This window comes from Pseudomonas sp. No.21, assembly GCF_054558415.1.
Map to the genome: position 1 here is coordinate 271,337 of NZ_BAAJNO010000002.1, position 26,409 is coordinate 297,745.

Annotated in this window: 23 protein-coding genes; 6 read left to right on the forward strand and 17 right to left on the reverse strand. The window is 68.1% G+C overall.

The genetic code is table 11. The annotated features are described in order from the left end of the window. Positions 1–4 precede the first annotated feature (4 nt). The 6 genes from aroK (at position 5) to hemE (ending at position 11,013) form a co-directional block, all read left to right on the forward strand. A complete protein-coding gene (gene aroK, locus ACYJSS_RS03985; protein ID WP_236204347.1) occupies positions 5–523 on the forward strand; it encodes a shikimate kinase AroK in 519 nt (172 codons plus the stop codon). A 51-nt stretch (positions 524–574) separates the two neighbouring features. After that, positions 575–1,678, forward strand: coding sequence for a 3-dehydroquinate synthase (aroB, locus tag ACYJSS_RS03990; RefSeq protein WP_111259785.1), 1,104 nt, complete (start codon positions 575–577; stop codon positions 1,676–1,678). Positions 1,679–1,688: 10 nt separating this feature from the next. Then, complete coding sequence (locus ACYJSS_RS03995) at positions 1,689–3,362, forward strand: AAA family ATPase (RefSeq protein WP_111259786.1); 1,674 nt, start codon at positions 1,689–1,691, stop codon at positions 3,360–3,362. Between the two features lie 253 nt (positions 3,363–3,615). Next, complete coding sequence (gltB, locus tag ACYJSS_RS04000; protein WP_111259787.1) at positions 3,616–8,061, forward strand: glutamate synthase large subunit; 4,446 nt, start codon at positions 3,616–3,618, stop codon at positions 8,059–8,061. A 101-nt stretch (positions 8,062–8,162) separates the two neighbouring features. Continuing rightward, positions 8,163–9,581, forward strand: coding sequence for an FAD-dependent oxidoreductase (locus tag ACYJSS_RS04005; RefSeq protein ID WP_111259788.1), 1,419 nt, complete (start codon positions 8,163–8,165; stop codon positions 9,579–9,581). A 364-nt stretch (positions 9,582–9,945) separates the two neighbouring features. Further along, on the forward strand, positions 9,946–11,013 hold the full coding sequence (gene hemE / locus ACYJSS_RS04010) for a uroporphyrinogen decarboxylase (RefSeq protein ID WP_236204346.1): 1,068 nt from the start codon (positions 9,946–9,948) through the stop codon (positions 11,011–11,013). A gap of 48 nt (positions 11,014–11,061) precedes the next feature. Here the strand turns inward: hemE and ACYJSS_RS04015 are convergent, their stop codons facing one another. From ACYJSS_RS04015 to ACYJSS_RS04095, 17 genes are all read right to left on the reverse strand, one after another. Continuing rightward, complete coding sequence (locus ACYJSS_RS04015; RefSeq protein ID WP_236204345.1) at positions 11,062–11,565, reverse strand: hypothetical protein; 504 nt, start codon at positions 11,563–11,565, stop codon at positions 11,062–11,064. Positions 11,566–11,705: 140 nt separating this feature from the next. Next, positions 11,706–11,933, reverse strand: a complete 228-nt coding sequence (locus ACYJSS_RS04020; protein ID WP_111259790.1) for a hypothetical protein — start codon at positions 11,931–11,933, stop codon at positions 11,706–11,708. Between the two features lie 128 nt (positions 11,934–12,061). Continuing rightward, complete coding sequence (locus ACYJSS_RS04025) at positions 12,062–12,508, reverse strand: excinuclease (RefSeq protein ID WP_111259791.1); 447 nt, start codon at positions 12,506–12,508, stop codon at positions 12,062–12,064. A 45-nt stretch (positions 12,509–12,553) separates the two neighbouring features. Continuing rightward, positions 12,554–13,780 carry a beta-ketoacyl-ACP synthase gene (locus ACYJSS_RS04030; protein ID WP_111259792.1) on the reverse strand — a complete coding sequence of 409 codons (1,227 nt, stop codon included), beginning with the start codon at positions 13,778–13,780 and terminating at the stop codon, positions 12,554–12,556. Then, complete coding sequence (fabG, locus tag ACYJSS_RS04035) at positions 13,780–14,508, reverse strand: 3-oxoacyl-ACP reductase FabG (protein ID WP_111259793.1); 729 nt, start codon at positions 14,506–14,508, stop codon at positions 13,780–13,782. The genes ACYJSS_RS04030 and fabG overlap by 1 nt, the downstream gene beginning before the upstream one ends. Continuing rightward, the gene (locus ACYJSS_RS04040; RefSeq protein WP_236204344.1) at positions 14,505–14,954 is read right to left on the reverse strand and encodes a hotdog family protein; all 450 of its coding nucleotides are present in this window, start codon (positions 14,952–14,954) and stop codon (positions 14,505–14,507) included. Before ACYJSS_RS04040 ends, fabG begins: the two co-directional genes overlap by 4 nt. Beyond that, positions 14,951–16,138: a beta-ketoacyl-ACP synthase gene (locus tag ACYJSS_RS04045; RefSeq protein WP_111259795.1), complete on the reverse strand. Its 1,188-nt coding sequence runs from the start codon at positions 16,136–16,138 to the stop codon at positions 14,951–14,953. Before ACYJSS_RS04045 ends, ACYJSS_RS04040 begins: the two co-directional genes overlap by 4 nt. Continuing rightward, complete coding sequence (locus ACYJSS_RS04050) at positions 16,135–16,626, reverse strand: DUF3261 domain-containing protein (RefSeq protein ID WP_111259796.1); 492 nt, start codon at positions 16,624–16,626, stop codon at positions 16,135–16,137. Before ACYJSS_RS04050 ends, ACYJSS_RS04045 begins: the two co-directional genes overlap by 4 nt. Beyond that, positions 16,623–17,351: a class I SAM-dependent methyltransferase gene (locus tag ACYJSS_RS04055; RefSeq protein WP_111259797.1), complete on the reverse strand. Its 729-nt coding sequence runs from the start codon at positions 17,349–17,351 to the stop codon at positions 16,623–16,625. Before ACYJSS_RS04055 ends, ACYJSS_RS04050 begins: the two co-directional genes overlap by 4 nt. A gap of 11 nt (positions 17,352–17,362) precedes the next feature. Then, positions 17,363–18,604: an NAD(P)/FAD-dependent oxidoreductase gene (locus ACYJSS_RS04060; protein WP_111259798.1), complete on the reverse strand. Its 1,242-nt coding sequence runs from the start codon at positions 18,602–18,604 to the stop codon at positions 17,363–17,365. Then, complete coding sequence (locus ACYJSS_RS04065) at positions 18,591–19,748, reverse strand: cation:proton antiporter (RefSeq protein WP_111259799.1); 1,158 nt, start codon at positions 19,746–19,748, stop codon at positions 18,591–18,593. Before ACYJSS_RS04065 ends, ACYJSS_RS04060 begins: the two co-directional genes overlap by 14 nt. Further along, positions 19,745–22,096 (reverse strand): MMPL family transporter, encoded by a 2,352-nt coding sequence (locus ACYJSS_RS04070; RefSeq protein WP_111259903.1) that lies wholly within the window; start codon positions 22,094–22,096, stop codon positions 19,745–19,747. The genes ACYJSS_RS04065 and ACYJSS_RS04070 overlap by 4 nt, the downstream gene beginning before the upstream one ends. Further along, positions 22,065–22,670: an outer membrane lipoprotein carrier protein LolA gene (locus ACYJSS_RS04075; RefSeq protein WP_111259800.1), complete on the reverse strand. Its 606-nt coding sequence runs from the start codon at positions 22,668–22,670 to the stop codon at positions 22,065–22,067. Before ACYJSS_RS04075 ends, ACYJSS_RS04070 begins: the two co-directional genes overlap by 32 nt. Next, the gene (locus ACYJSS_RS04080) at positions 22,667–23,092 is read right to left on the reverse strand and encodes an acyl-CoA thioesterase (RefSeq protein ID WP_111259801.1); all 426 of its coding nucleotides are present in this window, start codon (positions 23,090–23,092) and stop codon (positions 22,667–22,669) included. Before ACYJSS_RS04080 ends, ACYJSS_RS04075 begins: the two co-directional genes overlap by 4 nt. Beyond that, positions 23,085–24,626 carry an HAL/PAL/TAL family ammonia-lyase gene (locus ACYJSS_RS04085; RefSeq protein WP_111259802.1) on the reverse strand — a complete coding sequence of 514 codons (1,542 nt, stop codon included), beginning with the start codon at positions 24,624–24,626 and terminating at the stop codon, positions 23,085–23,087. Before ACYJSS_RS04085 ends, ACYJSS_RS04080 begins: the two co-directional genes overlap by 8 nt. Then, positions 24,607–25,539, reverse strand: a complete 933-nt coding sequence (locus tag ACYJSS_RS04090) for an LpxL/LpxP family acyltransferase (RefSeq protein WP_111259803.1) — start codon at positions 25,537–25,539, stop codon at positions 24,607–24,609. The genes ACYJSS_RS04085 and ACYJSS_RS04090 overlap by 20 nt, the downstream gene beginning before the upstream one ends. Further along, positions 25,536–26,276 carry a glycosyltransferase family 2 protein gene (locus ACYJSS_RS04095; protein WP_111259904.1) on the reverse strand — a complete coding sequence of 247 codons (741 nt, stop codon included), beginning with the start codon at positions 26,274–26,276 and terminating at the stop codon, positions 25,536–25,538. Before ACYJSS_RS04095 ends, ACYJSS_RS04090 begins: the two co-directional genes overlap by 4 nt. Positions 26,277–26,409: the final 133 nt, after the last annotated feature.

Here is a 26,409-nt window from a genome sequence, read left to right on the forward strand (position 1 = left end):
ATCAGTGCGTAATTTGATCCTCGTTGGCCCGATGGGAGCTGGAAAGAGCACCATCGGGCGTTTGCTTGCCAAAGAACTGCGCCTGCCCTTCAAGGATTCCGACAAGGAAATCGAGCAGAGGACAGGGGCGGACATCCCTTGGATATTCGATGTCGAAGGCGAGCAGGGTTTTCGTGATCGCGAGCAGTCGATGCTTCAGGAGCTCTGCCTCGCCGACGGCGTCGTAGTTGCGACGGGAGGCGGAGCTGTCTTGCGTCCTGCCAACCGCGAGGCGCTCAGGGCGGGGGGGCGGGTCGTCTATCTGCATACCTCGGTTGAACAGCAGATCGACCGCACCTCCCGTGACCGTAACCGACCACTGCTGCGTACCGCTGATCCGGGGCGTGTGCTGCGTGACCTCATGGCCATCCGTGACCCCCTTTACCGTGAGATCGCCGACATCATCATCGAGACCGATGAGCGGCCTCCGCGTCTGGTGGTCCAGGAAATCCTCGAACGATTGCAGGCGCTGCCTCCCCGTTAAAGCAGGGGCCGAACTGCGCTATCCTAGTGCCCTTTTCATAGTGGGGGCCCCATGCGGACACTTCAGGTCGATCTTGGCGAGCGTAGTTATCCCATCCATATCGGCGCTGGCCTGCTGACGCAGGTCGAGCTTTTCGCGCCCCATATCGCCGGCAAGCAGGTGGCCATCGTCACCAACGAGACCGTCGCCCCTCTCTATCTCGAACAGCTGACCCGCACGCTTTCCGACTACAAGGTGCAGCCGATCGTCCTGCCCGACGGTGAAGCCTTCAAGAACTGGGAAACCCTGCAACTGATCTTCGACGGCCTGCTCACCGCCCGTCACGATCGCCGCACCACCGTCATCGCACTGGGTGGTGGCGTGATCGGTGACATGGCCGGCTTCGCGGCGGCCTGCTACCAGCGTGGTGTCGATTTCATCCAGGTGCCTACCACCCTGCTGTCCCAGGTGGACTCCTCCGTCGGCGGCAAGACCGGCATCAACCACCCGCTGGGCAAGAACATGGTCGGTGCCTTCTACCAGCCCCGGGCCGTGATCATCGATACTGCGACGCTGCGCACGCTTGCACCGCGCGAGCTCTCCGCCGGCCTCGCCGAAGTGATCAAATACGGCCTGATCTGCGATGAGCCCTTCCTGTCCTGGCTGGAAGAGCATATGGCTGCCCTGCGCAGCCTCGAACAGGAACCCCTGACCGAAGCCATCGAGCGCTCCTGCGCGGCGAAAGCCCGGGTCGTCGGGGCCGACGAGCGCGAGTCCGGCATACGCGCCACCCTCAACCTCGGCCACACCTTCGGGCATGCCATCGAGACCCACATGGGCTATGGCGTCTGGTTGCATGGCGAGGCGGTTTCCGCCGGCACCGTCATGGCACTGGAGATGTCCCGGCGCCTGGGTTGGATCAACGAAGAGGAGCGTGATCGTTCGGTCCGCCTGCTGCGCGATGCCGGCTTGCCCATCGTGCCGCCGGAGGAGATGACGCCCGAGCAGTTCCTCGAACACATGGCAGTGGACAAGAAGGTCCTCGACGGACAGCTGCGCCTGGTGCTGTTGCGCGCGATCGGCGAGGCCGTTGTCACTGCGGATTACCCGCGAAATATTCTGGACGACACCCTGAGCGCGGACTATCGCGCCCTGGCTGACCAGCTTGGAGAGTAAAAAGAGTCCCATGACCAGCCTGCACGCCGACGAGGCCTTCCTGGCCCACTACCAGTTCACCCACGACCCCTTCGCCGCGCGGGTACCCGGCTTCAAGTTCTATCCCGCCCAGCGCAAGCCGGTGCTTGGGCAGTTGCACCACCTGGCCCGCTACAGCCAGCTGCTGCTGGTGGTGACCGGTCCCCAAGGCAGCGGCAAGACGCTTCTGCGCCAGGCGCTGGTCGCCAGCACCAATAAGCAGGCGGTGCAAAGCGTGGTGGTTTCCGCGCGCGGCGCGGCCGAGGCGGGCGGCCTGATGCGCCTGGTTGCCCAGGCGCTGGGTGTTGCCCAGAGCGACGCGCGCTCGGTCCTCGCCCAGGTCGGCCAGCTCGCGCTGACCGGCCAGGAGGTCTACCTGCTGGTGGACGATGCCGAAGACCTCGACGACGCCGGTCTCGACAACCTGCTGACCCTGGCCGCTGGCAACAGCGAGGCTCGCCCGCATGTCTTCCTCTTCGCCGACTCCAACCTGCTGCCGCGCCTGGAACTGCTGGCCGATGGCGAAGAACGTTTCCACGCCATTGAACTTCTGCCCTACAGCGAGGACGAAACCCGCGAATATCTGGCGCAGCGGCTCGAAGGCGCCGGACAGGGGATTGAGCTGCTGACCGAGGAGCAGATCGAGGATATCCATCTGCAATCCGGTGGTTGGCCCGGCGGCATCAATCAGTCCGCTCGTGAACTGTTGGTCGAGGCCATGCTCGCCGAGCGGGGGGCCTCGCGCAAAGGAGGGTTCAGCTTGAATCTACCGAAGAAGCACCTGCTGGCACTGGGGGTCGTCGCCATTGGCGTCGTCGCGGCCCTGTTGATGCAGAACCGTTCGGACAGCCCGGCTTCCACGCAGCCCACGACCGCCCAGTTGCCCATGGGCCAGCAGCCGACGCCTGCCGGTGAAGCGCCCGCTGGCCAGCCCCAGGCACCGGCGGAAGCGCCCGCCGTGGAATTCGCCGGCTCCTCGCAGCCCCTGCCGCTGCCCCTGGTGGGCGAAGCCCAGCCGGTGATCCGCGAGCCGCTGGCGCAGGCGGCAGGCCAGGACGATCTCGATGAAGGGGGTGCCCAGCCTGGCTCCCAGGCGACCATTCCGCCGACCGTCACCACCGTCGCGCCGCCTGTGGGCGCTGTCGCCGGCACCGCTCCGGCCGTGCCGCCAGCTCCGGTGATCACCCAGCAGCCGGCCGTCAAGCCGATCCAGCCGATCGCCACTGCACCGACTTCCGCCGCGTCCGCCCCGGCTGCGGTGCCCACAGCGCCCGCCAAGCCCGCCGCTGCAGCCACGACTCCGGCCAAGCCGGCCGAGAAACCCGCTGCCAAGCCTGCTGCCGCACCGGCCGTGGCCGCTTCCGGTACTGCGTCCGCCGGTGCCGGAGATGGCTGGTATCGCTCCCAGGCCGGCGGTCATTACGCCGTGCAGATCCTCGGCACCAGCTCCGAAGGCAGCGCCAAGGCGTTCGTCCAGCAGAACGGCGGCGAGTACCGCTACTTCAAGAAGGTCCACCAGGGCAAGCCGCTGTACGTCGTCACCTATGGCAATTTCCCCAGCCGCAATGCCGCCCAGGCCGCGATCAAGGGGCTCCCCGCCAAGGTCCAGGCCGGCAAGCCCTGGCCCAAGAGCTTCGCCAGCATCCAGCAGGAAATCGCCCGCTGACAGCGGGCACCATCTCCCTCCCGCCTCCGTGACCGGAGGGTCGTTAGCACGACCTTCCGGTCTAATCCTTCGGTTTGGCGACATAAACTTTCACTTAATCGTCGCGAAGATTTGTGACGGACCAAGTGGATATGTACAATGACCTCCCTTTTGCCTGCGCAAAGCTGGCGCCTAGTCCTGCGCGTGTGGTAAGTGGTTGAACTACAAAGCAATTTTGCCTTTTTACCAAGGCAGTTCCTGGTGAGAGTTCCCTATGAAAGCAGGTCTGTACCATCCTGATGAGTTCAAGGATAACTGCGGTTTCGGCTTGATCGCCCACATGCAAGGCGAGGCAAGCCACCATCTTCTGCAAACCGCTATCGAAGCACTGACCTGCATGACCCACCGCGGCGGCATCAACGCCGACGGCAAGACCGGCGACGGTTGTGGCCTGCTGATCCAGAAACCCGACCTGTTCCTGCGTGCCACGGCCAAGGCCGAGTTCGCAGTCGAGCTGCCTGCCCAGTACGCCGTGGGCATGGTCTTCCTGAACCAGGACCAGGCTCGCGCCGACGCCGCACGCGCCAACATGAACCGCGAGATCGAAGCCGCCGGCCTGCAGCTGATCGGCTGGCGCAAGGTGCCGATCGATACCAGCGTCCTCGGCCGCCTGGCCCTCGAGCGCCTGCCGCAGATCGAGCAGGTGTTCATCGGTGGCGAAGGCCTCTCCGACCAGGAGATGGCCATCAAGCTGTTCAGCGCCCGTCGTCGTTCCTCGGTGGCCAACGCCGACGACAGCGAGCACTACATCTGCAGCCTGTCGCACAAGACCATCATCTACAAAGGCCTGATGATGCCGGCCGACCTGCAGCAGTTCTACCCGGACCTGGGTGACGAGCGCCTGCAGACCGCCATCTGCGTCTTCCACCAGCGCTTCTCCACCAACACCCTGCCGAAGTGGCCGCTGGCCCAGCCCTTCCGCTTCCTCGCCCACAACGGCGAGATCAACACCATCACCGGCAACCGCAACTGGGCCCTGGCCCGTCGTACCAAGTTCGCCAACGACCAGCTGCCCGACATCGACGAGCTCGGCCCGCTGGTCAACCGCGTCGGTTCCGACTCCTCCAGCATGGACAACATGCTCGAGCTGATGGTCACCGGCGGCATCGACCTGTTCCGCGGCCTGCGCATGATCATTCCGCCGGCCTGGCAGAACGTCGAAACCATGGACGCCGACCTGCGCGCCTTCTACGAATACAACTCCATGCACATGGAGCCCTGGGACGGCCCCGCCGGTGTCGTGCTGACCGACGGCCGCCACGCCGTCTGCCTGCTCGACCGCAACGGCCTGCGCCCGGCCCGCTGGGTCACCACCAAGAACGGCTACATCACCCTGGCCTCCGAGATCGGCGTCTGGGACTACAAGCCCGAGGACGTCATCGCCAAGGGCCGCGTCGGCCCCGGCCAGATCCTCGCCGTGGACACCGAGACCGGCCAGGTCCTGACCACCGACGACATCGACAACCGCCTCAAGTCGCGCCACCCGTACAAGCAGTGGCTGCGCCAGAGCGCCGTGCGCATCCAGGCCAAGCTCGACGACGACCACGGCGTGGCCAGCTACGACAGCGACCAGCTCAAGCAGTACATGAAGATGTTCCAGGTCACCTTCGAGGAGCGTGACCAGGTGCTGCGCCCGCTGGGCGAGCAGGGGCAGGAAGCCGTCGGCTCCATGGGCGACGACACCCCCATGGCCGTGCTCTCGCGCCGCGTGCGTTCCACCTACGACTACTTCCGCCAGCAATTCGCGCAGGTCACCAACCCGCCGATCGACCCGCTGCGCGAAGCCATCGTCATGTCCCTGGAAATCTGCCTGGGCGCCGAGCGCAACATCTTCTCCGAGTCCCGCGAGCACGCTACCCGCGTGATCCTCAGCAGCCCGGTGATCTCCCCGGCCAAGTGGCGTGCGCTGATGAGCCTCGACCGCGAAGGCTTCGAGCGCCAGGTGATCGACCTCAACTACGACGAGTCCATCGGCCTCGAGGCCGCCGTGCGCAACATCGCCGACCAGGCCGAGGAAGCCGTGCGCTCGGGCAAGGTGCTGCTGGTCCTCAGCGACCGCCACATCGGCCCCGGCAAGCTGCCCGCCCACGCATCCCTGGCCGTCGGCGCCGTGCACCACCGCCTGACCGAGCAGGGCCTGCGCTGCGACTGCAACATCCTGGTCGAGACCGCCACTGCGCGTGACCCGCACCACTTCGCCGTCCTGGTCGGTTTCGGCGCTTCCGCCGTCTACCCCTACCTGGCCTACGAAGTGCTGGCCGACCTGATCCGCACCGGCGAAGTGCTGGGCGATCTCTACGAAGTCTTCAAGCACTACCGCAAGGGCATCTCCAAGGGCCTGCTGAAGATCCTCTCGAAGATGGGCATCTCCACCATCGCCTCCTACCGCGGCGCACAGCTGTTCGAGGCCGTGGGCCTCTCCGAGGAAGTGGTCGAGCTCAGCTTCAAGGGCGTCGCCAGCCGTATCAAGGGCGCCCGCTTCGTCGACATCGAGGCCGAGCAGAAGCTGCTCGCCTTCGAAGCCTGGAACAACCGCAAGCCGATCCAGCAGGGCGGCCTGCTCAAGTTCGTCTACGGCGGCGAGTACCACGCCTACAACCCCGACGTGGTCAACACCCTGCAGGCCGCCGTGCAGCAGAGCGACTACGCCAAGTACAAGGAATACGCCGCGCTGGTGGACAACCGCCCGGTGTCGATGCTGCGCGACCTGCTCAAGGTCAAGCTCGCCGACCAGCCCCTGTCGCTCGACCAGGTCGAACCGCTGGACGCCATCTTCAAGCGCTTCGACGCGGCCGGCATCTCCCTGGGTGCCCTGTCTCCGGAGGCCCACGAGGCCCTGGCCGAAGCCATGAACCGCCTCGGCGGCCGCTCCAACTCCGGTGAGGGCGGTGAAGACCCGGCGCGCTACGGCACCGTGCGCAGCTCCAAGATCAAGCAGGTCGCCACCGGCCGCTTCGGCGTCACCCCCGAGTACCTGGTCAACGCCGAAGTGCTGCAGATCAAGGTCGCCCAGGGCGCCAAGCCCGGCGAAGGCGGCCAGCTGCCCGGCGGCAAGGTCAACGGCCTGATCGCCAAGCTGCGCTACGCGGTCCCCGGCGTGACCCTGATCTCGCCGCCGCCGCACCATGACATCTACTCCATCGAAGACCTGTCGCAGCTGATCTTCGACCTCAAGCAGGTCAACCCCAAGGCGCTGGTCTCGGTGAAGCTGGTGGCGGAAGCCGGTGTCGGCACCATCGCCGCCGGCGTGGCCAAGGCCTATGCCGACCTGATCACCATCTCCGGCTACGACGGCGGCACCGGCGCCTCGCCGCTGACCTCCATCAAGTACGCCGGCAGCCCCTGGGAGCTCGGCCTCGCCGAGACCCACCAGACCCTGCGCGGCAACGACCTGCGCGGCAAGGTCCGGGTGCAGACCGACGGCGGCCTGAAGACCGGCCTCGACGTGATCAAGGCCGCCATCCTCGGCGCCGAGAGCTTCGGCTTCGGCACCGGCCCGATGGTCGCCCTGGGCTGCAAGTACCTGCGCATCTGCCACCTGAACAACTGCGCCACAGGCGTGGCCACCCAGAACGACAAGCTGCGCAAGGACCACTTCATCGGCACCGTCGAAATGGTGATGAACTACTTCACCTACGTCGCCGAAGACACCCGCGAGTGGCTGGCCAAGCTCGGCGTGCCGAGCCTGGGCGAGCTGATCGGCCGCACCGACCTGCTGGAAATGCTCCCCGGCGAGACCGAGAAGCAGGGCCACCTGGACCTGTCCCCGCTGCTGGGCAGCGACAAGGTCCCGGCCGACAAGCCGCAGTTCTGCGAAGTCGAGAAGAACCCGCCGTTCGACCAGGGCCTGCTGGCCGAGAAGATGGTCGAGATGGCCAAGGCCGCCATCGACGCCAAGAGCGGCGCCGAGTTCGCCCTCGACATCTGCAACTGCGACCGCTCCATCGGTGCCCGTGTCTCCGGCGAGATCGCCCGTGTGCACGGCAACCAGGGCATGGCCAAGGCGCCGATCACCTTCCGCTTCAAGGGCACCGCGGGCCAGAGCTTCGGCGTGTGGAACGCCGGCGGCCTGAACCTGTACCTCGAAGGCGACGCCAACGACTACGTCGGCAAGGGCATGACCGGCGGCAAGCTGGTCATCACCCCGCCCAAGGGCAGCCCGTTCAAGACCCAGGAGTCGGCCATCATCGGCAACACCTGCCTGTACGGCGCCACCGGCGGCAAGCTGTTCGCCGCAGGCACCGCAGGCGAGCGTTTCGCCGTGCGCAACTCCGGCGCCCACACCGTCGTGGAAGGTACGGGCGATCACTGCTGCGAATACATGACCGGCGGCTTCGTCTGCGTCCTCGGCAAGACCGGCTACAACTTCGGCTCGGGCATGACCGGCGGCTTCGCCTACGTGCTCGACCTGGACAACAGCTTCGTCGACCGGGTGAACCACGAACTGGTCGAGATCCAGCGCATCAGCAACGAGGCGATGGAGGCCTACCGCAGCCACCTGCACAGCGTGCTGGCCGAGTACGTCAAGGAAACCGAAAGCGAGTGGGGCGCCCACCTGCTGGAGAACCTGGACGACTACCTGCGCAAGTTCTGGCTGGTCAAGCCGAAGGCCGCGAACCTCGCCTCGCTGCTCTCCAGCACCCGAGCCAACCCGCAATAACAAACGCCCAGCCCGGCAGGCCCCACCGGCCTGCCGGGTACCGTGATGAGTCTTGCAGCTTGCAGCTTGTAGCTTGCCGCTGCTGTTAAGAGGTTTTTCAAATGACTGAACGTCTGAACAACGACTTCCAGTTCATCGAGGTCGGGCGCAAGGATCCGAAGAAGAAGCTGCTGCGCCAGCGCAAGCGCGAATTCGTCGAGATCCACGACCTGTTCAAGCCGCAGCAGGCGGCTGACCAGGCGCACCGCTGCCTCGGTTGCGGCAACCCCTATTGCGAGTGGAAGTGCCCGGTGCACAACTTCATTCCGAACTGGCTGAAGCTGGTCTCGGAAGGCAACATCCTGGCCGCCGCCGAACTGTCCCACCAGACCAACACCCTGCCGGAAGTCTGCGGCCGCGTGTGCCCGCAGGACCGCCTCTGCGAAGGTGCCTGCACCCTCAACGACGGCTTCGGCGCGGTCACCATCGGCTCGGTGGAGAAGTACATCACCGACACCGCCTTCGCCATGGGCTGGCGTCCGGACATGTCCAAGGTCAAGCCCACCGGCAAGCGCGTCGCCGTCATCGGCGCCGGCCCGGCCGGCCTCGGCTGCGCCGACATCCTGGTGCGCAACGGCGTGACCCCGGTGGTGTTCGACAAGAACCCCGAGATCGGTGGCCTGCTGACCTTCGGCATCCCCGAGTTCAAGCTGGAAAAGACCGTGATGAGCCGCCGCCGCGAGGTCTTCACCGGCATGGGCGTCGAGTTCCGCCTGAACACCGAGATCGGCAAGGACGTCACCATGCAGCAGCTGCTGGATGAGTACGACGCCGTGTTCATGGGCATGGGCACCTACACCTACATGAAGGGCGGCTTCCCGGGCGAAGACCTGCCGGGCGTGCACGACGCGCTCGACTTCCTCATCGCCAACGTCAATCGCAACCTCGGTTTCGAGAAGGCGCCGGAAGACTTCATCGACATGAAGGGCAAGCGCGTCGTCGTCCTCGGTGGCGGCGACACCGCGATGGACTGCAACCGCACCTCCATCCGCCAGGGCGCCAAGTCCGTGACCTGCGCCTACCGCCGCGACGAGGAGAACATGCCCGGCTCGCGCAAAGAGGTGAAGAACGCCAAGGAAGAGGGCGTGAAATTCCTCTTCAACCGCCAGCCCATCGCCATCGTCGGCGAAGACAAGGTGGAGGGCGTCAAGGTGGTCGAGACCCGTCTCGGCGAACCGGACGCCCGTGGCCGCCGCAGCCCCGAGCCGATCCCGGGCTCCGAGGAAATCATCCCGGCGGAAGCCGTGCTGATCGCCTTCGGCTTCCGCCCGAGCCCGGCCCCCTGGTTCGAGCAGTTCGACATCCGCATCGACAGCCAGGGCCGCGTCGTCGCACCCGAGCAGAACGCGTTCAAGCACCAGACCAGCAACCCGAAGATCTTCGCCGGTGGCGACATGGTCCGCGGTTCCGACCTGGTGGTGACGGCGATCTTCGAAGGCCGCAACGCTGCCGAAGGCATCCTCGATTATCTGGGGGTCTGAGCCTGAAGCCTGAAGCCTGAAGCTGGAAGGGGCGTAGGGTGGATGCCGCTCTTTGCATCCACCGGCGGTGCCAACCCGGGCTCCGCTTCAAGCTCGTAGGGTGGGTAGAGCGTAGCGAAACCCACGCGCAGCGGAGTCCGGCATGACCGCGAATGGTGGACCGGTGAAGCGTGGTCCACCCTACGCCCGGGCTGCTCAAACAAATGAGCCCAGGGGGTAGCGCTCTCCGTCGATCCCCAGACGCTTCCAGCTTTGTAGGCTTTCAGCGCGTCAAATGGTCGCGATAGACAAAAGGCACGGCACCCGCCGTGCCTTTTGCGTTGGGCTTTGCGAAAATGCCCGCACTTTTTCGTTGGACACTGCCATGACCGTCTTGAAGAACGACCGTTTCCTCCGCGCCCTGCTCAAGCAGCCCGTTGATGTCACCCCCGTCTGGATGATGCGCCAGGCCGGTCGTTACCTGCCGGAATACCGGGCCACCCGCGCCAAGGCCGGTGACTTCGTCAGCCTGATGAAGAACCCCGAGCTGGCCTGCGAGGTCACCATCCAGCCGCTGGACCGCTACCCGCAGCTGGACGCGGCGATCCTCTTCTCCGACATCCTCACCATCCCCGATGCCATGGGCCAGGGCCTGTACTTCGAGACCGGTGAAGGCCCGCGCTTCAGGAAGGTGGTCAGCAGCCTGGCCGACGTCGAGGCCCTGCCGATCCCCGATCCCGAGCAGGACCTGGGCTACGTGATGGACGCCGTGCGCAACATCCGCCGCGAGCTGAACGGCCGCGTGCCGCTGATCGGCTTCACCGGCAGCCCCTGGACCCTGGCCACCTACATGGTCGAAGGAGGCTCCAGCAAGGACTTCCGCAAGTCCAAGGCGATGCTCTACAACGATCCCCAGGCCATGCACGCCCTGCTCGACAAGCTGGCGAAATCGATCATCGCCTACCTCAACGGGCAGATCCGCGCTGGCGCCCAGGCGGTGCAGATCTTCGACTCCTGGGGCGGCAGCCTCTCGGCGGCGGCCTACCAGGAGTTCTCCCTGGCCTACATGAAGCAGATAATCGACGGCCTGATCCGTGAGCATGACGGGCGTCGCGTGCCGGTGATCCTGTTCACCAAGGGCGGCGGCCTGTGGCTCGAATCCATGGCCGACAGCGGCGCCGAAGCACTGGGCCTGGACTGGACCTGCGACATCGGCAGCGCCCGCGCCCGCGTCGGTTCCAAGGTCGCCCTGCAGGGCAACATGGACCCGGCGGTGCTCTACGCCAACCCCGCCGCCATCCGCGCCGAGGTGGGTCGTATCCTCGCCGCCTACGGCCAGGGCAGCGGCCAGGTGTTCAACCTCGGCCACGGCGTCACCCCGGAAGTCGACCCGGCCAACGCCGGCGCCTTCTTCGAGGCCGTCCACGAGCTGTCGGCGCAGTACCACCGCTGAGGGGCACTCGCCCATGAAAAAGGCCGCTGATGCGGCCTTTTTCCTTTCTCAGTTCACCTTGATCAGTTCCGCCCTGCGGTCCTCGGGGATCTGGTCGATGGTGAGCAGCGTCAGGTCCTTGCCGCCGGCCTGGCCGACCAGCTGGTTGCCCAGGTCCGCCGCGGTGTTTTCCGGCAGCTTGTACATCGCGCCGGTCAACGGGTCGACGATCAGCATGCCGATCAGGCCGCCGAACAGCAGGTTGCCCCAGTACCAGCCGTTGAGGCTCGAATTCAGCTTGATCTCCTGGTCGGCGAAGCCTTCCTTCTTGAAGGCAATGGTGTAGTTGGCCTTCTTGAAGTAGCCGCGGCCGGACTTCAGCGTCACCGTCCCCGGCGTGGTGCCGCTGTGGATGACTTTCCCCGTGCTGTCCTTGATCTCGAAATTCGCCCCCACCGGCGTGCTGCTGACCGAAACCGGATAGGCGCTGTCACTGACGATGCTGGCGCACCCGGAAAGCAGCGTGGTGGAGAGGGCGAACGAGAGAAACAGGTTCCTTTGGAAATTGCGCAAGATCAGCTCCTTGTCGTCTTGGCGTGTGCCCGGGCCCTGATGGCTTTTCGCGTTGCGCGTGGGCAGCGGCACTATACGGAGATGGCAAATTGATGTCATCTGCGCCGTTCATCGACAAGGAGCGTCTATCTCCGCCGTGCTCAGGAAAGGCGGATATCGCTTATCCCCAGCAGCTCGGCCTGCTGGACCACTTCCTCCGCACTGGCGTCCGCCGGCGGCATCACCAGGCTGTTCTCGGCATCGGCGAAATGCAGCACCAGCAGGTGCATGGCGGCTTCGCCGGGGTCGGGCCGCTGGTCCAGCTCCAATTCATGGCGTCGTGGTTCGTTGTGGAAGCGGTAGTGGATGGTGAAGGTCTGCTGGGGCATCCCGGGTCTCCTCGAGGGCTGGGTCGGTCTCGATTGAGTTGACTTTCCGGTCAGCTAATTCGTTCAGGGCATTTCCCGCGCCCATGAAAAAGGCCGCTTGCGCGGCCTTCTCCAACAACTGCAGCGGCTTACTTGATGCTGGCAAGCTTACCTTTGAGAGCAACGCCGGCCATGATGGCACCCGCGTGGCATTCGTACTTGGTGGCGTCCTTGTATTCCTTGTTCTTGTAGTTGCTGGCGATGTCCACCACCGCGTTGGCGCCGGCCGCCTTGGCCGCGTCCTGCAGGCGGATCAGGGCGGACTGCAGCACCCAGCGGCAGGCTTCCTCGTCGCTCTTGTTGAAGGCGTTGGTCTTCTGGCTGGTGGTGATGTTGGGGTTGATCACCGTCACCTTGCCGGCGGGGGTGTTGCCGGCCAGGAAGAACTTCACGCTGCCATCCAGGCGGCCCGCCTGCACGGCCTCGGTGACCACGGTGTTGAAGTCGAGGAAGTGTGCGGTGTCACGGGCCTGGCTGATGCCGGGCAGAACAGCGGCGGACAGTACAGCAACAGCGGTCCAGGTCTTGAGGCTCATGGTCGTCTCCTTGACGGTCTTGTTGGGATATCGGTTGTTTTCTGCTCAGCGCCAGCGCCGGAAGATCAACGAGGTGTTGACCCCACCGAAGGCGAAGTTGTTGTTCATCACGTACTCGTTGCTCATCTGCCGGGGCTCGCCGCGCAGGTAGTCGAGCTCGCCGCAGGCCGGGTCAACGGCGTCGAGGTTGAGGGTGTGGATGTACTGGTCGCTGTTCATCATCTCGATGCTGAACCAGGACTCCAGCGCGCCGCAGGCGCCCAGGGTGTGGCCGAGGAAGCTCTTCTGCGAGCTGATGGGCATGCGTGCGCCGAACAGGCTGCTGGTGGCGAGCGTCTCCGCCACGTCGCCCTGCTCGGTGGCGGTGCCGTGGCCGTTGACGTAGCCGATGGCCGAAGGCGCCAGGCCGGCGTCGGCCAGGGCCAGCTCCATCGCGCCGCGCATGGTCGCCTGCTCCGGCTTGGTGGTGTGCTGGCCGTCGGCGTTGCAGCCGAAGCCGACGATCTCGGCGTGGATCTTCGCGCCACGGGCCAGGGCGTGCTCCAGTTCTTCAAGCACCAGGATGCCGGCGCCCTCGCCGATCACCAGGCCATCGCGGCCGCTGTCGTAGGGGCGCGGCGAGGTGTGCGGGGCGTCGTTCTTCAGGCTGGTGGCGTAGAGCGCATCGAACACCATCGCCTCGGTGGGGCAGAGCTCCTCGGCACCCCCGGCGAGCATCATCGGCAGGCGGCCGAACTTGATCGCCTCATAGGCGTAGCCGATGCCCTGGCTGCCGCTGGTGCAGGCGCTGGAGGTGGGGATCAGGCGGCCCTTGAGGCCGAAGAAGATGCTGATATTGGCCGCTGCCGTGTGCGGCATCATGCGCACGTAGGAGTTGGCGTTGAGGCCGTCCGCCACCGAGTTCAGCAGCATGTTGCCGAAGGCCTTGATCTCGTCGGTGCTGCCGGTGGACGAACCACAGGCCACGCCCATGCGCCCGTCCTTGATCATCGCCTCACCCGCGAGCCCGGCATCGGCCAGCGCCCGCTCCGCCGCGTAGACCGCCAGCTTGGAAACGCGGCCCATGCTGCGCATCTGCTTGCGCGTCCAGTGCGAGGGCGTGGCGAAATCATCGATGGGGCCGGCCAGGCGGGTGTTCAGCTCGGTGAAGCGGTCCCACTCGTCCATGCGGCGGATGCCGCTGCGGTTGCCCAGGAAGTTGGCCGAGATGCCGGCCCAGTCGTTGCCCAGGGAGGTGACGCCGGCCATGCCGGTAATGACGACGCGTTTCATCAGCACAACCCACCATTCACGGCGAGGACCTGGCGGGTGATGTACCCCGCCTCCTCGGACATCAGGAAATTCACGGCGCCTGCCACTTCTTCCGGCGTGCCCATGCGCTGGGCCGGGACCATCTTGAGGATCTCCTCCACCGGCACCTGCTCGTCGAGTATCTCGGTATCGATCAGCCCCGGGGCCACGCAGTTGACCGTGATGCGGCGCTTGCCCAGCTCGATGGCCAGGGCCTTGGCCGCGCCGATCACGCCGGCCTTGGACGCGCTGTAGTTGACCTGGCCACGGTTGCCGATCAGCCCCGAGACCGAGGTGATGCAGACGATGCGCCCCGGCTTGCGACGGCGGATCATCGGCATGCACAGCGGGTGCAGCACGTTGTAGAAGCCGTCCAGGTTGGTGCGCAGCACGCTGTCCCAGTCCTCCTCGGTCAGCGCCGGGAAGGCGCCGTCGCGGGTCAGGCCGGCGTTGCACACCACGCCGTAGTAGGCGCCATGGGCTTCCACGTCGGCCTCCAGTTGCGCGCGGCAGGCGGCGCGGTCGGAGACGTCGAACTGCAGCACCCGGGCGCTGCGGCCCAGGGCCTCGATCTCGGTCTTCACCGCCTCGGCCTCATCGCGGCGCGAGCGGCAATGCAGCACCAGGTCGAAGCCGGCGCGCGCCAGGCGCAGGGCGATGGCGCGGCCGATGCCACGGCTGGAGCCGGTGACCAGGATGGTCTCGGTCATGCTTGGGGTTCCTCCAGGTAACGGGCCACCTGCGGCGGACGGAAGACATTGAGGCGGGCGAAGGCTGTCAGGCCCGGCCCCTCCAGGCGGCATTCGAACACGCCCATGCCGTTGTCGTCCTGCAGCGTGCGGGTGGCGCGGATATGCAGCTCGGTGCCGGCCGGGAAGCGGTCGACGTCGCATTGAAAGTTGCGGGTGCCGAGCAGGAAGCCCAGCTCCACGGGTTGCCCCGCCTGGCGCGCATGGCAGCCGGCGTAGGCGGCGATGCTCTGGGCCATCAGCTCCACACCGACCCAGGCCGGCAGGCTGCCGTCGTCCTGGCTGAACAGCCCGGGGCGCACGGTGGCGAGGGTTTCCACATCCTCGTCGCCGAAGCGCAGGACGCGGTCGATGAGGATCATGTCCCCGGCATGGGGGACCAGCTCGGCAATCGGCCAGTCGTTCATGGCGCATCTCCGATGATCAGGCTGATGTTGCTGCCGCCGAAGGCGAACGAATTGCTCATCAGGCGGCGGCCCGAGGATGGCTCCAGGGCGCGGCCACGGTGCGCCAGTTCCAGCGCGGGCAGCTCCGGGTCGGCCTCGCCGTCCCACAGGTGCGGCGGCAGGAGGCGGTCGCGGTTGTGCTCGCTCAGGGCCAGCCAGCAGAAGGCCGCTTCCAGCGCACCGGCGGCGCCCAGGGTGTGGCCGGTCAGCGGCTTGGTGGACGACACCGGCAGCCCGGCGGGGAACAGCGCGGCGGTGGCATGGCTCTCCATGGCGTCGTTGTGCACCGTGGCGGTGCCATGCAGGTTCAGGTAGTGGATGCCTTCGGCGCTCGTTCCGGCGTCAGCCAGGGCCAGGCGCATGGCGCGTTGGGCGCCGACGCCAGCGGGCTCGGGGGCCGAGATGTGGTGCGCGTCGGAGCAGGCGCCGGCACCCAGCAGGGCGATGGGGCCCGGCTCGCGGTCGAGCAGGAACAGCGCCGCGCCTTCGCCGATGTTGATGCCGTTGCGGTTGCGCGACAGCGGGTTGCAGGGCTCGGCGGAGACCGCTTCCAGCGCGCTGAAGCCGTTGAGGGTGAGGCCGCAGAGCGAATCCACGCCGCCGCAGATCACCGCATCGCACACGCCCAGTGCCAGCAGTCGACGCGCGCTCAACAGGGCGCGGGCGCTGGAGGTGCAGGCGGTGGAGATGCAATAGGCCGGGCCACGGGTGCCCAGCCAGGCGGCGAGGAAGGCGGCCGGTGCGGCCAGCTCCTGCTGCGGGTAGCGGTAGTCATCCGGCAGGGTGCCGGTGCGCAGGTGCTCGCCGATGCCTTCGCTGGCTTCCTGGATGCCCGAGGTGCTGGTGCCGAGGACGATGCCCACGCGGTCCAGGCCGTGACGCTCGATGGCGGCGCGCAGCTGCGTTTCGATCTCCAGCGCGGCGGCCAGCAGCAACTGGTTGTTGCGGCTCTGGCAGGCCTCCAGGCCGGCGGGCATGGCCGGCAGTTCACCGGGCACCGCACCGATGCTCAGTTCGCGTCCCGCGACCCAGCCGGCCTGGTGGCGCATGCCCGATGCGTCGCCGGCGAACAGCGCGTCGGCCACCGCCTGCTTGCCCTGGCCCAGGGCGCAGACCAGGCCCAGGGCGTTGAGATTGGCGATCATCGGGGTTCCTCGTCGAGAGCGGTGATTCGGTAGTGCGGGCCGTCGCGGCGCTGCAGGTCGAAATCCAGCGGCGCGCGGTAGGCGATGCTCCAGCGTCCGGCCAGCTCGCGCCGGCCATCGGTGGCGATGCGTTGCTCGATGCCGGCGTAGGCCGGCTGCAACGCCTCGGCCGGGGCCAGGGCGTAGAGCAGCGCGGCGAAGAGCTCGCGGGCCTCGTCGTTGGGCGGCAGCAGGCCGTCGTCGCGCCAGGAACCGTCCTGCAGCAGCTGGCGCGACAGGGGCACGCCCAGCGGGTCGAACAGCGACCAGCGCAGTGCCGGCCCCTCGGCCTGCACCACCAGCAGCCAGTCGCGGACCTCGCCCTCGGCCTGGCGTTGCACCTGCAAGGACTGCGGCAGGTCCAGCACGGGTGGGTGCTCGGGCACCGGCGTACGCGCCGCACAGGCGGCGAGCAGCAGGTACAGGCCGGCGAGCAGCAGGCGCTTCATCGGCCGTCATTCTCCAGGGGTTTGCGTGCCACGGCGTTGACCAAGGTCTCGTTGCGCCGGCCGGGTGGCGGCGGGTTGCGCAGGCCCCAGCGCTCCAGCAGGCCGAAATCGGCGGAGCGGCTCCACCACAGGTAGGGGTAGGACACGTTGCGCGCCTCGAAGACGAAGCCCTGGCCGCGCAGCATGTCCAGGTACTGCTCGGCGGTGCGCTGCACGTGCATCGGGTGGCGGAACAGCCAGCGGATCACCCAGGTGTCGATGTAGTAGCGGGTGGATTCGGCGAACAGCAGGTAGCCGCCCGGCTTCAGCACCCGCCAGAATTCGGCCAGGGCGCGTTCCTGTTCCACCAGGTGGTGGAAGGTCTGGTGGCAGAAGAGGACGTCGACGCTGGCGTCCGGCAGGGCGATCGCGGCGCAGTCGCTGCTCACCAGTTGCACCTCCAGCCCCAGGCGACCGGCCTCGGCGCGGGAGCAGTCGAGGCTGTGCGGGTCGGCGTCCAGGCCGATCATCCGCGCCGGGGCGAAGGCCTCGGCCAGCAGGCGGAAGGACTTGCCCTGGCCGCAGCCGGCGTCCAGCAGCACCGGCGCCTCCGGCAGCGGCTCGGTGAACAGGCCCCTGAGGTCGTTGATCGCCACGCGCAGCACGTGGTGCTGCCAGGTGCGGCTCTGCAGGAACCAGAAGCCGAAGCGGGTCTCCTCGACGTAGGTGGCGGCGGCGCGTTCCATGGTCGGCTCCCTCATTCCGTGGCGCAGAATTCGCTGATCATGCGCAGGCGGCGCTTGGGCTCGGCGACGAAGGGGTTGCGCGCGTCCCAGGCGTAGCCGGCGAGGATCGAGCAGATCATCCCGCGGATTTCCGGCGACCCGCCTTCATGGAAGATCACGTCCTGGAAGCTGCCCTCGTACCAGCCCTCGACATAGGCACGGAAGGTGTCCACGCCCTTCTTCAGCGGCGTGGCGAACTCGCTTTCCCAGTCCACCTGCTCGCCGTCCAGCTGCCGGTCGAGCACGGCCGCGGCCATGCTCGCCGAGCGCATGGCGATGGTCACGCCGGAGGAGAACACCGGGTCGAGGAACTCGGCCGCGTTGCCCAGCAGGGCGAAGCCCGGGCCGTGCAAGGCCTTCACGTTGGCCGAGTAGCCGCCCAGGGAGCGGGCCGGGGTGTCCCACACGGCATTGGCCAGCAGGCGGCGCAGGTTCGGCGTCTCGGCGATGAAGCCCTTGAGGCAGGCATCCAGGTCCTCGGGGCGGCCCGCATAGCGGCCGGCCTCGCCCACCACGCCCAGGGAGCAGCGGCCGTTGCTGAAGGGGATCAGCCAGAACCAGATGTCACGGTGCTCGGGGTGGATGCTGATGAGGATCTTCTCGCGGTCGAAGCCGGCGTCCTCGATGCGGTCCTCGATATGGGTGAACACCGCCTGGCGCACCGGGAAGCTGGACGGCGCCTCCAGGTCCAGCAGGCGCGGCAGCACCCGGCCGTAGCCGCTGCCGTCGAGGACGAAGGCGGTCTCCACCTGGTACTCGCTGCCATCCAGGCGGCGCACGGTGAGCTGCGGGCAATCACCCCCGAACTCGGCGGCGACTATCTCTTCCTCGTAGCGGATTTCCACGCCCTGCAGCGCCGCCTGGTCGGCCAGCAGCTTGTCGAAGTCGGCCCGCTGTACCTGGAAGGTGGTGCCCTTGCCGGGGGTGAACTTGTCGCGGAAGTCGAAGGCGGTGTAGCGCTCGCCCCAGGCGAAGGCCGCGCCGTGCTTGATCTGGAAGCCGGCGGCCATGACCGCGTCGAGCATCCCCGCTTCTTCGATGAAGTCCAGGCAATGGGACAGCAGGCTCTCGCCGATGGAGAAGCGCGGGAAGCGCTGGCGTTCGAGGATCAGCACGTCGTGGCCCTTGCGCTTGAGCAGGGCGGCGGCGATGGCGCCGGAGGGGCCGGCACCGATGACCACGACCTGGCGCTGCTGGATTTCAATGGGCTTCATGGGGACTCCTTTCCGGGGCGGGGGTGGCGACCGCGTGCGCTCTGCGCGTCAGGGCCGGCAACAGGGTGGCGATCAGTCCCATCAGCATCAGCGCGAAATACAGCTGCGCGCTGATGATGTGCTGCTGGAACAGAAGGTTGAGGAAGACGATCTCGGTCAGGCCGCGGGTATTGAGCAGCACGGTCTCGCGCCACTTCACCGGGCTGGCCGCCAGGCGGCCCTCGGCCCAGGACAGGCCCAGCCAGTTGCCCGCCAGCTTGCTGACGATGGGCAACACCAGCAGGGCGCCGAACTGCAGCCAGGAATAGTTCTGCCAGGCCGTGTGCCAGTCGATCTGCAGCAGGCCGAAGGCGAGGATCAGCGGCACCGCCAGCCACACCTGCGCGCCATGGAAGACGCGCACCGGCAGCGGCAGGCGGAACGGCACGCGCAGCAGGGCCATCACCAGCAGGTAGGCGATGCCGAACACCAGGGCGTTGAGCTCGAGCTGCTGCAGCGTCAGCAGCAGCGCGAAGAAGGCCAGGCTGTAGGCCAGCGGCGCCCGCACCCGCGCCAGGTGCAGCGCCAGGGGCAGCAGGGCGGCCAGCAGCGGCCAGAGCAGCGTGCCGGGCGCGGCGCTGCCCTGGGCCAGGGCGAAGATGCTCCAGCACATCAGGTCCATCAGGATCGCCGCCTGCAGCAGGCGGCGTATGCTCGCCTCGGCGTAGCCCAGGTGGCGCAGGTAGAGGAACAGCACCGGGATCGCCGTCAGGGCGAACAGCAGGCCCACGGCGGTGGCCGAGAGCAGGCCGTCGGCGGGCAGCAGCCAGAGGGCACAGCCCAGGCCGCAGAAGAACGGCAGGAAGAAGCTCGGCAGGGCGATCTTCACGCTGGCCGCTTCCAGGCGCAGGTCGATCACATCGCTGAGGATGTGCCCCAGCAGCAGGGTGAAGGCCACGCCGTACAGCGGCTCGAGCCAGGGCGCGGCCAGCACCTGGGCGTTGTCCAGGCCCACCGGCGCGGCCAGCCAGAGCATCACCAGGGGCAGGCCGAAACTGGCCAGCAACAGTTGGCTGACGATGGGGATCAGGCCCAGCAGGCGACCCAGCCAGGTGGCCAGGGCGAACAGCGCCAGCAGGCCGATCCAGAACAGGACGACGCTCATGCCGGCACCTCCTTGCCATGGGGTTGCGCGGCCTGCGCCCAGGGCGCCAGCAGGAAGCAGAAGAACAGCCCGAGGCTGATGGTCAGGCCGAAGTTGGCGATGGCCGGGGTCTGGCTGAGCAGCAGCAGGCCGAACGACAGCCAACTGGTCAGGCCCGACAGCAGCGTGCCCAGCAGGCTCACCGCCGCGCCGCCCACCGCCTCGCGCATGAGGATCGCGTAGTCCACGCCGATGGCGGTGACCAGCAGCAGGCCGAACAGGCTGAACAGGGTCAGCGGCTGGCCCAGCCAGCCGAGGCACGCCAGGGCGGCCAGCGCCGCCAGCAGCGGCAGCGCCACGATGCGCAGCGAACCGCCGAAGCCGAAGGGGATGCACAGCAGGAGGAGGATGGCCAGGCAGGACGCCAGCTTGAGTTCCGCAGCGCTGAGCTGGGTGGCGGCGAACAGGCGGTTCAGCTCGCCGATGCGGTCGACCAGTTGCACGCCTTCCAGGCCCTCGGCGGCGTCGGCCATCAGCATTGGCGAGGCCAGGCCCTGCAGGCTGACGATGCCGGCGGCGCGGCCCTGGGCGTCGACGCCCAGCCAGAGCGGGCGCCAGGCCTCGCCCAGGGTGCCGGCCAGGGCCGTGTCGAGGTCCTGCACGGGCTGCGTGCGCAGCTGGGCGATCTCGTTCTCCAGCGCTTGGGCGGGGATGCCAAGCTCCAGCAATGGCTGCCAGTGTTGCGGCAGGCGCGCCAGGGCATCACGCAGGGCCTGGCGCTCGGTGCCGGGTGGGACCAGCTGGCTGAGGGCGCGGTAGCCCTGCAGGTTGCCGTCGGCCACGGCGCGGTCGAGGCGCTCGGCCAGCTCGGCCTGGCGCTGGAGCATCTGCTCCTGGCTGTCGCCGCGCACCAGGAAGAACTGGCTGGTGGGCTGCAGGCCGGTGAGGCGGGCGATCTCGCGGGCCTCGTCGAGCAGGCGCGGCTCGGCACCGAGCCACTGGCGCAGGTCGTTCTGCAGCTGCACCTGCCACAGGCCGGCGGCACTGAAGGCCAGCAGGGCCAGCAGCCAGGGCAGGCTGCCGGTGCGTGCCAGCAGGCGCTCGCGGCCCTCCAGCAGGCGCTCGGCCAGGTGCAGGGGCGCGCGTGGTGGTGTCAGGCGCAGGTTGCCCAGCAGCGCTGGCAGCAGGCACACCGAGCAGAGGTAGGCAGTGACCAGGCCGGCGGCGGAGAACACCGCGATCTGGGTCAATGCCGGGAAGGGGGTGAAGGCCAGGGCCAGGTAGCCGATCAGGTTGGTGCCCAGGCTCAGGCTGAGCCCCGGCAGGGTGTCGCGCACCGCCTGCCAGGCGCGCCAGGGCTGGCCGGTCCAGCTCTTGCTCAGGTAGTGCAGCGGGTAGTCGGCGGCGACGCCGGTGAGGCTGGCGCCGAGCACCAGGGTCAGCGCGTTGATCTCGCCGAACACCAGCACGCAGGCGCTGCAGCCCGCGCCCAGGGCCAGGCCCACCGGCAACAGGCTGAGCAGGGTGCGCGGGCGGCGGAACACCAGCAGCATCAGCAACAGCGTGCCGAGGCTGGCGCCGCCACCGATCAGGCTGATCTCGCGGGCGGCCTTGGCCTGCCCGGCGGCGGCGTGGAGCAGGCCGCTGGCGGCGAGCAGGCGACCGCCATCGGCTTCGACCTGCCGGCGGGCGCCGGCCACTTCGCCGGCCAGCCAGGGCGGTGCCTGCATGTCGAAGGCGCCGTCCCGGGTGCGGGCACGCAGCAGCACCCAGGTGGTATCGCCGTCCTGCACCTGCAGGGCGCCGCTGGCCAGGTCGGCCTGCACCCGGCTGGCGGGCACCAGTGCCTTCTGCGCGAGGCCGGCGAGGCCCAGCCAGTCGCTTTCGGTCGGCACCAGGGCGACGGCGGAGAAGGGGTCGAACAGGCGTTCCGCGCGTTGGGCGATGAAGCGCCCGGGTTCCTGCTCCAGCAGCGCGCGATCGGCCCGGGGCAGCAGCGCCAGGCGGTTGTCCCGCAGTTGCTGGCGCAAGGCCGGCAGGTCGGCCTGCAGGCTCCAGTGCACGCGCTCGAAGCGCGGCTCCTGCTGCCAGCGCTCGGCGATGCGCCGGGCCAGTGCCTGGGCACGGCCGGCGTCGGTGTGGCCCACCAGCAGCAGGACCTCGCGGTTCAGCGGCTCCTGCATGCGTTGTTCGGCACGTTGCACCCAGGCATCGCCGGCGCCCTGGGGCAGCAGGGCGAGCATGTCGGCGGCCACCGGCGGGCCGTTGCGCCATTGCCAGGCGGCCAGCGCCAGCAGGGCAACGAGGCCCAGCAGGAACAGGCGTGGCAGCAGGCGTTCAGGGCGCAAGGTCGCGCGCCTCCGTGGCATCGAGGGCATCGCCCGCTTCGCTCGCCGGCAGGCGCAGCACGGTGCTGTCGCCCTGGGTCTCCCGCAGTTCGATGCGTTCCACCAGGGCGCCACCCTCGATCTGGATGGCACTGAAGATCTGCTTGAGCAGCAGGGAGTTCGGCGTCAGGTGCAGCTGCCAGTGCGCGGCGTCGCCGCTGAGCTGCAACTGGAAGTCGCGGGCCAGGCCCTGGTGGTCACCCTTGAGCACGGCGAGGAACAGGCGGCTCTGCTGGGCGGCGACGTCCTGGCCGGGCTGGGCCTGCCAGTGGCCGTCGACACGACGGGCGATGCCGGCGGCGCCGATGCGGTAGTCCTGCTGCAGCGGTTTACGCAGCAGCCAGAGCAGCCCCTGCTCGCGGGAGAGCACGAAGTGCCCTTCGCTGGTCAGCGGCCTGGGCAGGGCGCGCAGGTGTTTCTCCTGCACGAAGGGGCCGCGCACCACGGCGGGCTTGCCCAGTTGCGCGGCGAGCTGGTCGAGGTCGAAGGCGTGGGCGAGCGAGCCCGCCAGCAGGGCTGGCACCAGCAGCGCGGCGCGCAGCAGGCGGGCGGTCATGGCAGTGCCCGCTCCACGGCATCGACGAACACCCTGGGCGAGGCCAGCAGCATTTCGCGGGTGGCGATCTCCACCGCCACCTGCACGCTGCTGCCCCGGGTCAGGCGCTCACCGGTGGCGGCGTCGGTGATCAGGTAGTTGATCTTCAGGCGGTTCTCCCATTCCACCAGGTCGGCACGCACGACGATCCTCTGGCCGAAGCGGGCGCCACGGATGTAGCGCAGCTGCAGGTCGATGATGGGCCAGGCGTAGCCGGCGTCACGCATCTGCGAGTAGTTGTGGCCGAGCTTGTCGAGCAGGGCGCAACGGGCCACTTCCAGGTACTTGACGTAGTGGCCGTGCCAGACCACTTCCATCATGTCGACGTCGAAGAAGGGCACGAGGACTTCCACCTCGGCCTGGATCACCCCGGCGCTACGCATAGAGCCTCCAGTGGCGGGCGCGGATACGCTCCAGGCACAGGCGCAGCTCGCCTTCCAGGGCGCGGTCCTCGATCACCGGCGGGAAGTCCCCGGCCAGTTGCCGGTGCATGGCGGTCAGCGGCTCGGGCAGCGCGCGCGGGTTCTCGCGCTGGCGCAGCCAGACGCCCTGGTTGGCGGCCAGCAGGGTGGCGGCGGCCACCTGCTCGGTGAGTTCCAGGCTGCGCAGGGCGTCGCGGGCGGCGATGGTGCCCATGCTCACCTTGTCCTGGTTGTGGCATTCGGTGGAGCGCGAGAAGACGCTGGCCGGCATGGTGTTCTTCAGCGCCTCGGCGGTCCAGGCGCTGGCGCCGATCTGCACGGCCTTGAAGCCGTGGTTGATCATCGCCGTGGCCTGGGGCGCGCCGGAGAGGTTGCTCGGCAGGCCGTGGTTGTAGCGCACGTCCACCAGCAGGGCGAGCTGGCGGTCGAGCAGGTCGGCGACGTTGCCCACCAGGTTCTTCAGGCTGTCCATGGCGAAGGCGATGTGGCCGCCGTAGAAGTGCCCGCCGTGAAGCACGCGCTCGGCCTCGGCATCGATCAGCGGGTTGTCGTTGGCGCTGTTCAGCTCGGTCTCGATGAACTGCCGCAGCAGGCCCAGGCTGTCGGCCAGCACGCCCAGCACATGGGGGGCGCAGCGCAGCGAGTAGCGGTCCTGCAGGCGGTGCAGCGGCGGCGTGGGCGCGTCGATGGCCAGGTCCTGGCGCAGCCAGGCGGCCACCTGCATCTGCCCCGGGTGCGGCTTGGCGGCGAACAGGCGCTCGTCGAAGTGCTCCGGGTTGCCCTCCAGCGCCACCACGTTGAGCGCGGTGATGCGGGTGGCCAGTTGCAGCAGGTAGTCGGCGCGGGCGTAGGCCAGGCAGGCCAGGGCGGTCATCACGGCGGTGCCGTTCATCAGCGCCAGGGCTTCCTTGGGGCGCAGCACCAGGGGCGCCCAGCCCAGTTCGGCGTGCACCTCGGCGGCGCTGCGGCGCTGGCCCTTGTAGAACACGTCACGCTGGCCGGAGAGGGTGGCGGCCACATAGGACAGCGGGGTGAGGTCGCCGCTGGCGCCCACCGAGCCCTCTTCCGGGATCACCGGCAGCACGTCGTGCTCGAGGAAGGCCTGCAGGCGCTCCAGCAGCTCCACGCGCACGCCGGAAACGCCGTGGCACAGCGACTGCAGGCGGGCCGCCAGCACCGCGCGGGTGGCGGCCTCGTCCAGCACCTTGCCCAGGCCGCAGCCGTGGAAGGTGAACAGGTGGCGCGGCAGGGCCTCGACCTGCTCCAGCGGCACGGCCACCACGCAGGAGTCGCCATAGCCGGTGGTGACGCCGTAGATCACGCCTTCCTTGTCCAGCAGGGTGTCGAGGAAGCGCGCGCCCTTGGCGATGCGCTCGCGCCAGGCGGCGTCGCCCTGCAGCAGGGCGGGGGCGCGGCGCTGGGAGAGGGCCACGACCTGCTCGATGGACAGCGGCAGCTCGCCGAAGACCACGGGTTCAGGCTGATGTGTCGTCATGTTCGTTCCAGAACGGATAGAAGTTGAACCATTGCTCGGGGGCCTTCAGGCACAGCTCGCCGAGGCGCTGGGCATAGCGTTGGACCCAGCCTTCGATCACCGCGTCACGCTCGCTGCGGCGCCATTGCACGCGCTCGGCGAAGGGTTCGAGGAAGACCTTGTAGCGGCCGTCGATCTTCAGGCAGGTCATCAGGTTGAGCGGGCACTTGAGCAGCCCGGCCAGCAGCCAGGGGCCCTGGGGGAAGGCGGCCGGGTGGCCGAGGAAGTCGACCTGGACGGTGCGCCCGCCATGCAGCGGCACGCGGTCGCCGGCGATCGCCAGCCACTCGCCGCGCTCCAGGCGCTCGCTCAGTTGCAGCATGATCGCCGGGTCCAGCTCGCTGACCTGGATCAGTCGCAGGTGGCTGGCGCCGGCCTCGCCCAGCAGGCGGTTGAAGCGCTCGGCGTGGCGGGTGTGCACCAACACGTTCATCTGCACCTTCTCGCCCAGCTCGGCCAGGGCGCGGCACACCTCCAGGTTGCCCAGGTGGGCGCCGACCAGCAGTTGGCCGCGCCCGCCACGCAACCGCTGGCGCAGGCCGGTCGGGTCCACCAGTTCGATGCGCTCCAGGGGCAGCTTGCCGCGCCAGATGTCGAGCTTGTCCAGCAGGGCGTCGGCGAAGGCCATGAACTGGGCGAACACCGAGCCGAGGGTGGGCGCCAGCTCCGGGCGACCGCTCCAGGCGGCGAGGTTGGCCTGGTAGCGCCGGGCGCTGCGGCGGGCCTTGGCACCGAAGAGGAAGAAGTAGAAGACGATGACGTAGAGCAGCGGGCTGAGCACGCGACGGCCCAGGTGGCGCACCGCCAGGGCGGTGAGTTTCATCAGCAGGAAGCTGCCGCGTTCGTCCTGACGCGCCCAGTGCCCCTCGCTCATGGCCGGCACCTGCGCCAGAGGATCAGTGGTGCGCGCAGGAGCATGCCGAAGAACAGCTTGGCGTGCATCTTGGAGATCAGCGCGTTGTCGTGGAACAGGCGGAAGTGCGAGAGCCCGTCCAGCGGGTAGTGCACCTTGGTCGGCAGCCAGTGCATGGGCTGGTTGCGCCAGGCCAGGCGCACCAGGACCTCCGGGTCGAAGTCCATGCGCTTGCCGAGGCGGGTGGACTCGGTGAGCGCCAGGGTCGGGGCCAGGGGGTAGACGCGGAAGCCGCACATGCCGTCGCGGATCGACAGCGAGAGGCTGTTGATCCACACCCAGACGTGGGTCAGGTAGCGGGCGTAGAGGCGGCTTTTCGGCACGCTTTCGTCGTACTGCGGGTAGCCGCAGATCAGCTCGCCCGGGCGGGCCTGGGCGGCGGCGAGAAAGCGCTGCACGTCGGCGAGGTCGTGCTGGCCGTCGGCGTCCACCTGCAGGGCGTGGGAGAAGCCCAGCCGGCCGGCTTCGCGCAGGCCGGCCATGACGGCGCCGCCCTTGCCCTGGTTCACTGCCAGGCGCACCAGGTGGACGTCGGGCTGGGTGGCCAACTGGTCCATCACCTGGGCGCAGGCGGGGCTGGAGGCGTCGTCCACCAGCACGCAGGGCAGGCCGTGCTGGCGCAGGGCGTCGACCACCAGGGGCAGGGCATGCTCGTGGTTGTAGACGGGGATGACGGCGCAGGGCTTGAACGGGTTCATGTCGGCATCGGGCATTGCGGGTGGGTTTCGGGGCCCGGTTCATGGCCGAGTGTGCGTCGAGTCTCTGTTTCGCCTTGCCGGGCGAGTCCCTTTTGGCAGTCGCCCCAAAAGGAACCAAAAGGGCTTGCCCCTG